General features: G+C 43.9%; 8 protein-coding genes and 1 pseudogene. All 9 read left to right on the forward strand.

The window, feature by feature from the left end; translation table 11 throughout:
• Positions 1–154: 154 nt before the first annotated feature.
• Positions 155–562 carry a hypothetical protein gene (locus ADI76_RS10425; protein WP_049516386.1) on the forward strand — a complete coding sequence of 136 codons (408 nt, stop codon included), beginning with the start codon at positions 155–157 and terminating at the stop codon, positions 560–562.
• Positions 563–679: 117 nt separating this feature from the next.
• Positions 680–2,515: an excinuclease ABC subunit UvrC gene (gene uvrC / locus ADI76_RS10430; protein WP_049516389.1), complete on the forward strand. Its 1,836-nt coding sequence runs from the start codon at positions 680–682 to the stop codon at positions 2,513–2,515.
• 10 nt (positions 2,516–2,525) lie between these two features.
• Positions 2,526–3,368 carry a metallophosphoesterase family protein gene (locus ADI76_RS10435; protein ID WP_049516391.1) on the forward strand — a complete coding sequence of 281 codons (843 nt, stop codon included), beginning with the start codon at positions 2,526–2,528 and terminating at the stop codon, positions 3,366–3,368.
• A gap of 149 nt (positions 3,369–3,517) precedes the next feature.
• The gene (locus tag ADI76_RS10440) at positions 3,518–4,123 is read left to right on the forward strand and encodes a nitroreductase family protein (RefSeq protein WP_003001591.1); all 606 of its coding nucleotides are present in this window, start codon (positions 3,518–3,520) and stop codon (positions 4,121–4,123) included.
• A 34-nt stretch (positions 4,124–4,157) separates the two neighbouring features.
• Entirely contained in the window at positions 4,158–5,564 is a 1,407-nt protein-coding gene (gene pepV / locus ADI76_RS10445; RefSeq protein ID WP_049516393.1) for a dipeptidase PepV, read from the forward strand.
• Between the two features lie 52 nt (positions 5,565–5,616).
• On the forward strand, positions 5,617–6,201 hold the full coding sequence (locus tag ADI76_RS10450) for a uracil-DNA glycosylase family protein (RefSeq protein ID WP_049516394.1): 585 nt from the start codon (positions 5,617–5,619) through the stop codon (positions 6,199–6,201).
• Between the two features lie 12 nt (positions 6,202–6,213).
• Positions 6,214–6,705: a prolyl-tRNA synthetase associated domain-containing protein gene (locus ADI76_RS10455; protein ID WP_049516395.1), complete on the forward strand. Its 492-nt coding sequence runs from the start codon at positions 6,214–6,216 to the stop codon at positions 6,703–6,705.
• Between the two features lie 20 nt (positions 6,706–6,725).
• On the forward strand, positions 6,726–7,010 hold the full coding sequence (locus ADI76_RS10460) for a rhodanese-like domain-containing protein (RefSeq protein WP_023918326.1): 285 nt from the start codon (positions 6,726–6,728) through the stop codon (positions 7,008–7,010).
• 445 nt (positions 7,011–7,455) lie between these two features.
• A pseudogene (locus ADI76_RS10465) lies at positions 7,456–7,642 on the forward strand (hypothetical protein); the annotation flags it as partial.

The following is a 7,642-nucleotide window of genomic DNA, read 5'->3' on the forward strand; positions in this document are numbered from 1 at the left end:
TGTAAAAGCTGATGAAATCAGCGTAGTAGAGCCCACTCAACCACTGCGTCTTGCTTGACAATCTAAAAACAATTAAGAGGTTAGGACTTTTGTCCCACCCTCTTTTTGCTATAATAGAGAGTAACGAAAATTTAAAATGGAGCAATGTCTACTGATGAAAAATACATCTAAAAAATGGAAATGGTTTCTATTGATAATCCCTGCACTTATGATTATAGGGATTATCAGGATTAACCTTGATGAGATGAAATTAAAAGATGGAATATACTATCTGACAGTAAAAAATGAATCTACTAAAACAGCCTCACTAGATAAAACTTCATGGATAAAAATAGAAGGAGAGCAGATCACAGTGAAGGAAGGGAGTTCAGAACGTACTTACTCATATGATCCTGAAAATGATGAATTTGTTAGAGACTCAGAGAAGTACACTTGTTTGATACATGATGGGCTTCTAACCCTTTCAGGAGAACAGTCACAAAAGGAATTACCTGAGTATGTCAGTCCAGATAGCAGTTGGTATTCAGCATATGAGAAAGGCCAAGTGAAGATAAAGGATTGAGATTGGATGTCTGATATACCATTTAATAATTATTTTTGACTTGGTGAAGGCGGATATAGAAAATACAGATAAAATACAGAGAGGCCAAGACCTCTCTTTTTTGCTATAATAGAGAGTATGAACAACTTGATTAAATCCAAGCTCGAGCTCTTGCCGACGAGTCCGGGCTGTTACATTCACAAAGATAAGAACGGTACCATCATCTATGTGGGGAAGGCCAAGAATCTTCGCAATCGGGTGCGGTCCTATTTCAGAGGGAGCCACGATACCAAGACGGAAGCGCTGGTATCTGAGATTGTGGATTTTGAGTTTATCGTTACCGAGTCCAATATTGAGGCCTTGCTTCTTGAGATTAACCTCATCAAGGAGAACAAGCCCAAGTACAATATCATGCTCAAGGATGATAAGTCTTATCCCTTCATCAAGATTACCAATGAGCGCTATCCGCGTCTGATCATCACGCGCCAGGTCAAAAAGGATGGTGGCCTCTATTTTGGTCCCTATCCGGATGTAGGGGCGGCCAATGAGATCAAGCGACTTTTAGACCGGATTTTTCCTTTCCGCAAGTGTACCAATCCGCCTTCCAAGGTCTGCTTTTACTATCATCTAGGGCAGTGTATGGCCCACACGGTCTGCCACAAGGACGAGGCCTATTTCAAGGGCATGGCCCAGGAGGTTTCTGATTTCCTCAAGGGGCAGGATGACAAGATTATCGATGAGCTCAAGCTCAAGATGACTACGGCTGCGCAAAACATGGAATTTGAGCGTGCGGCCGAGTATCGGGATCTGATCCAGGCTATTGGGACCTTGCGGACCAAACAGCGGGTCATGGCCAAGGATTTGCAGAACCGGGATGTCTTTGGCTACTACGTGGACAAGGGCTGGATGTGTGTGCAGGTTTTCTTTGTCCGTCAGGGCAAGCTGATCGAGCGGGATGTCAATCTCTTCCCTTACTACAATGATCCGGACGAGGATTTCTTGACCTATGTGGGTCAATTTTACCAGGAGAAATCTCACCTGATCCCCAATGAACTCCTGATCCCTCATGATATTGATGAGGAAGCGGTCAAGGCCCTTGTGGATACCAAGGTCCTCAAGCCCCAGCGTGGGGAGAAGAAGCAGTTGGTCAATCTAGCCATCAAGAATGCGCGTGTCAGTCTGGAGCAGAAGTTCAATCTCCTTGAAAAATCCATGGAAAAGACCCAAGGTGCCATTGAAAATCTTGGAAAACTTCTGCAAATCCCAATCCCTGTGCGCATTGAATCTTTTGACAACTCCAACATCATGGGGACCAGTCCGGTTTCTGCCATGGTCGTCTTTGTCAATGGAAAGCCAAGCAAAAAAGACTATCGCAAGTACAAGATCAAGACTGTCGTCGGGCCAGATGACTATGCCAGCATGCGGGAGGTCATTCGCAGACGCTACAGCCGGGTTATGCGGGATGGCCTGACGCCACCTGATCTGATCGTTATCGATGGGGGGCAGGGCCAGGTCAATATCGCTAAGCAAGTCATCCAAGAAGAGTTGGGGCTGGATATTCCCATTGCAGGTCTGCAAAAGAATGACAAGCACCAAACGCATGAATTACTCTTCGGCGATCCTCTCCAAGTCATCGAACTTTCGCGCACCTCGCAGGAATTTTTCCTCCTCCAGCGAATCCAGGATGAAGTTCACCGTTTTGCCATCACCTTCCACCGCCAGCTACGGTCCAAGAATTCCTTCTCCTCTCAGCTGGACGGTATCGAAGGCTTGGGACCAAAACGCAAGCAGTTACTGATGAAGCACTTCAAGTCACTGACCAAGATCAAAGAAGCCACTGTTGATGAGATCGTCACAGTTGGCATCCCACGAGCAGTCGCGGAGGCAGTGCAAGCCAAGCTCCATCAAGGACAGCAAGCAGAAGCAAGTCCCTTGATGGAAGTGGCGGAAGATTCTGAACCATACCAATCATAAGGAGTTTAAAATGAACCATCGAATTGCTATTTTATCTGATATTCACGGAGATACAAGAGCCCTGGAGGCAGTGATTGCGGATGCGCGTGCTCTAGGCGCGACGGAATACTGGCTTTTAGGGGACATTTTGCTACCGGGACCTGGACGAGAGGACCTTTCTGACTTGCTGGATGCGATTCCTATTACGGCAGCTGTTCGTGGAAATTGGGACGATTGTGTCCTTGAGGCTTTGGATGGCGAGTACGGGCTGGAGGATCCGCAGGAGATCCAGCTTCTTCGTCTCACTCAGTACCTCATGGAAGGACTAGATCCTAAGCGGATCGATTGGCTTCGCTCCCTTCCATTGGTGGAGAAGAAGGAGGTCAATGGTATTCGCTTTTCACTAAGCCACAACTTGCCAGAAAAGAATTATGGTGGGGACTTGCGTCCAGCAAATGCAACGGAGAACTTTGATCAATTGCTCGATGACCAGACAGATATGGCCATCTACGGTCATGTCCATAAACAGTTACTTCGCTATGGCAGTCAGGGCCAGCAGATTCTTAATCCAGGAACCATTGGTATGCCCTATTTTGACTGGATGCCCCTACAAAACCATAGGGCCCAGTATGCGCTGATCGATGTTGAAGAAGATGGGGTGACCAACCTTCAATTTCGGAAGGTAGCCTATGACTATGAAGCAGAGCTCCAAGATGGCAAGGACAAGGAACTTCCTTTTATTGAAATGTACGAAGAATTGAGACGAGAGGATAACTATCGGGGCCATAATAGTGAGTTGCTAGCTAGCTTAAATGAGAAATACAACTATGCCAAGGAAGTAGCTGCCTATTTTGACCTTTCCAATGAATCCTAGGTGGATCTCTTATGTATTTAACCTTTCCAAAAAGAGGCGGATCTTCAAAATGTCCGCTTCTTTTTTCACAATCTTGGGCTGTAAAACCCTGCAAGCTCTTTCATTTTGTGTTAAAATAGAGGTAATAGAATTAGAAAAGGAAGTTGACTATGAAATTCCTAGAACTCAACAAAAAACGTCATGCGATCAAGCATTTTACTGACCAGCCGGTCGATCCAAAGGATGTACGGACAGCTATCGAAATTGCGACCTTAGCTCCAAGTGCTCACAATAGCCAACCTTGGAAATTTGTGGTCGTTCGTCAAAAAAATGCAGAATTGGCAAAATTAGCCTATGGTGCAAACTACGATCAAGTCATGGAAGCCCCTGTGACCATCGCCCTCTTTACAGATACCGATTTGCAAAAACGAGCTCGCAAGATTGCGCGTGTCGGTGGGGTGAAAAACTTCACAGACGAGCAGTTGCAATACTTTATGCAAAACCTTCCTGCTGAATTTGCACGCTATGATGCCCAACAGACAAGCGATTACTTGGCTTTGAATGCCGGTCTTGTGGCTATGAACTTGGTATTGGCTTTGACGGACCAAGGCATTGGAACCAATATTATTTTGGGATTTGATAAATCAAAAATCAATGAAGTATTGGACATCGAAGAGCGTTTCCGTCCAGAAGTTTTGATTACGGTTGGCTATGCGGCTGAAAAAGTAGAGCCGAGCTATCGCTTACCAGTGGACGAAATCATTGACAAACGCTAAGCCAATTAGCAAATAGAAGATCGAGGAGGAATTCATGACAACAGTTGACTTTAAAGCAGAAGTAGAAAAACGTCGCGATGAGATGATGGCTGACTTATACAGCCTCTTGGAAATCAATTCTGAACGCGATGACAGCAAGGCAGATGCAGAGCATCCTTTTGGACCTGGTCCTGTAAAAGCTCTTGAAAAATTCTTGGAAATTGCCAAACGTGATGGCTATGAGACCAAGAATGTTGACAATTATGCCGGTCACTTTACCTTTGGTGAAGGAGAAGAAGAGCTTGGGATCTTTGCCCATATGGACGTCGTGCCTGCAGGTAGTGGTTGGAAGACAGACCCTTACAAACCTGAAATTATCGATGGCAAGCTCTATGCGCGTGGCTCATCTGATGATAAAGGGCCTACAATGGCTTGCTACTATGGTTTGAAGATCATTAAAGACTTAGGACTTCCAGTTTCTAAGCGCGTGCGTTTTGTAGTCGGAACGGATGAAGAATCAGGATGGGGGGACATGGACTACTATTTCAAACATGTCGGTCTTCCAGAGCCAGATTTTGGCTTCTCTCCAGATGCGGAATTCCCAATCATCAATGGGGAAAAAGGAAACATTACGGAGTACCTTCATTTTGGAAATGACAATACTGGGAAGGCTAAACTTCATAGCTTTACAGGTGGCCTTCGTGAAAATATGGTGCCAGAGTCAGCGACGGCAGTCGTTTCTGGACAACTTCCAGATCTTGCTGGCCTCTTAGATGCCTTGGCCAAGGAACACCAGCTTCAGTATGAAATCTCAACTGTGGATGAAGAAACCTATACCGTTACGATTATTGGGAAATCGGCTCACGGATCAACTCCTGAAGATGGGATCAATGGTGCAACCTACTTAGCGCTCTTGTTGAACCAATTTGATTTTAGTGGCGCTGCTAAGGCTTACCTTCATGTGACAGCTTCGCTTCTTCACGAAGATTTTGCTGGTGAAAAATTAGGTATTGCTCATACAGATGCCAAAATGGGACCATTGAGCATGAATGCAGGGGTCTTCCATTTTGATGAAAGCCAAGCAGACAATACCATTGCCCTCAATATCCGTTACCCTCAAGGAACAGATCCTGAAACCATCAAAGCCATCCTTGAAAAGATCGAAGGAGTGGCTACAGTGAGCTTGTCAGCCCATGGTCACACACCTCACTATGTTCCGATGGATGATGAATTGGTATCCACTCTCTTGCGTGTTTATGAAAAACAAACTGGTCTCAAAGGACACGAACAAGTGATTGGTGGTGGTACCTTTGGTCGCCTCTTGAAACGTGGTGTTGCCTTTGGTGCTATGTTCCCAGATTATGTCAATACCATGCACCAAGCTAATGAATTCGCAGATGTTGAAGATCTCTATCGTGCAGCAGCTATTTACGCGGAAGCCATCTACGAATTAATCAAATAATCCACTACTCGGCCAGTTTTTCTGGCTGAGTTTTTCCATAGAAGGAGTACTTATGTCAAGGATTGAAACTATTAAACAAGCCATTATGGCAGACCCTCAAAATAAAGCTTATACGGATAGAGGGATTGAGCCACTCTTTGCAACTCCAAAAACTGCTCGTATCAATATTGTCGGGCAAGCTCCTGGTCTTAAGACTCAGGAAGCGGGACTCTATTGGAAGGATAAGAGTGGTGACCGCCTGCGCGAATGGTTAGGAGTTGACGAAGACACCTTTTACAATTCTGGTTTGTTTGCAGTCATTCCCATGGACTTTTATTTCCCAGGGCATGGAAAATCTGGTGACCTTCCCCCTCGCAAAGGTTTTGCGGAAAAGTGGCATCCTCAACTTCTCAAGGAGTGTCCGGATATTGAGTTGACCCTTCTGATTGGCCAATATGCGCAAGCTTACTACCTTCATGAAAAGGTTAGTGGCAAGGTAACCGAACGGGTTCAGCATTTTAAGAACTATTTGCCAACCTATTTTCCACTAGTTCATCCTTCCCCTCGCAATCAAATCTGGATGGCTAAGAATCCTTGGTTTGAGGCAGAGGTAGTGCCAGAATTGCAATCATTAGTACAAGAGATCATTCAAAAATAAAGGAGATCGAAGATGGAGGCATACCAACAAGTTAAAGACAAATTAGAAGAACTTGGGATCGAATTTGATGTAGTGGAACACCCACCTGCATTCACGACTGAGCAGGCCGATTCTTACATTGAAGGCTTAGAAGGTGTGCGGACCAAGTCCATGTTTTTGACCAACAAGAAGAAAACCCAATTCTATCTTCTCATCATGGACGACAAGAAACCATTGGATATGGATGATTTCAAAGAGCAAGTGGAAGCCAACCGGATCCGCATGGCTTCAGCAGATTCTTTAGCTGAAAAAATGCAATTACCTCCAGGAACGGTTTCTCCATTTGGTTTATTAAACAATGAAGAAAAAGATATTCGAGTCTATTTCGATAAAGACATTGTGTCAGAGGAGATCATGACTTTCCATCCCAATACCAATGAAAAAACCATCTTTATTAAAACCCAAGACTTGTTCCGATTTTTAGATTCAATTAGCTTTAACTATGAAATTCTGACCCTTCCATAACATACTATATAGGAGAAATCATGAAAGAAATTCTATTTTCAAGCTTTTACCAAGCTTATCAAAAAGGAGACTTACACGTTCTTGATGTACGCGAGCAGGAGGAGTTTGATGTGCTTCATTTAGATGGAGTTCGTCTTCTTCCCCTATCTGAGTTAGCAGATCGCTACCAGGAATTAGAGAAGGATCAGTCCTATTATGTCATCTGCAAGTCTGGTCGACGCTCAGCACGTGCTTGCCAATTTTTGGAAGAGCAAGGCTATGATGTGACCAACGTCCAAGGTGGCATGGATGCATTTGAATCCTAAAAAAAGACCTCTGAAAAGAGATCTCAGATTAAAGATAAAATCAAATTAAAAACTTTCCTTAGGTGAGTACGGACGTCAGCGAACTTCTTCGAAGTTCCAAGACTAATTATTAAGCCTAAGGTCTCAATAATTCCTAGTGCCTGAAACGTTATTGTTTCAGGCACTTTACTCACAGCGGAAAGTTTTGGTATTTTTTTGAATCGATTTTAAAATTGGAACTCATTTTTATTTCTTTGTAGAATAGCTTAACTTATTTTACTTTAAAATAGTTTGTCTACATTCTACGACCTCTGAAAAGAGGTCTTTTTCTTTACTAATTTCTAAAAATGTATAGGATTTGTATGTTTTTCAAAAGATATCATAGGGATTTTCCAGTCTTTCATTGAAAATGGTTCAGAAATTTTGTATAATACCCTAGTATGAACAATAGTTAAGGAGATTAAATATGTCAAAACAAGATTGGCTGGATTATTTTGAAGCCGTAAATGGTCGTTCTGCTAGTGCAGAAGAAATTGCTCAAGCACTTGCTGCTGGAGAGTTTCAAGAAGAAGTAGTGGTTCCAGAAGCATCACAAGCCCCAGAGTTTGTCGCAGCACCAACTGCACCTGTGGAAGAACCAGTTGCAGCGCCAC

Source organism: Streptococcus parasanguinis (assembly GCF_001074805.1).
GTDB classification, from domain to species: domain Bacteria; phylum Bacillota; class Bacilli; order Lactobacillales; family Streptococcaceae; genus Streptococcus; species Streptococcus parasanguinis_A.

Excerpts from the sequence above, each read along its gene's own strand:
- ADI76_RS10425 (WP_049516386.1), top strand. The coding sequence starts at position 155 with ATGAAAAATACATCTAAAAAATGGAAATGGTTTCTATTGATAATCCCT.
- uvrC (WP_049516389.1), top strand. The coding sequence starts at position 680 with ATGAACAACTTGATTAAATCCAAGCTCGAGCTCTTGCCGACGAGTCCG.
- ADI76_RS10435 (WP_049516391.1), top strand. The coding sequence starts at position 2,526 with ATGAACCATCGAATTGCTATTTTATCTGATATTCACGGAGATACAAGA.
- ADI76_RS10440 (WP_003001591.1), top strand. The coding sequence starts at position 3,518 with ATGAAATTCCTAGAACTCAACAAAAAACGTCATGCGATCAAGCATTTT.
- pepV (WP_049516393.1), top strand. The coding sequence starts at position 4,158 with ATGACAACAGTTGACTTTAAAGCAGAAGTAGAAAAACGTCGCGATGAG.
- ADI76_RS10450 (WP_049516394.1), top strand. The coding sequence starts at position 5,617 with ATGTCAAGGATTGAAACTATTAAACAAGCCATTATGGCAGACCCTCAA.
- ADI76_RS10455 (WP_049516395.1), top strand. The coding sequence starts at position 6,214 with ATGGAGGCATACCAACAAGTTAAAGACAAATTAGAAGAACTTGGGATC.
- ADI76_RS10460 (WP_023918326.1), top strand. The coding sequence starts at position 6,726 with ATGAAAGAAATTCTATTTTCAAGCTTTTACCAAGCTTATCAAAAAGGA.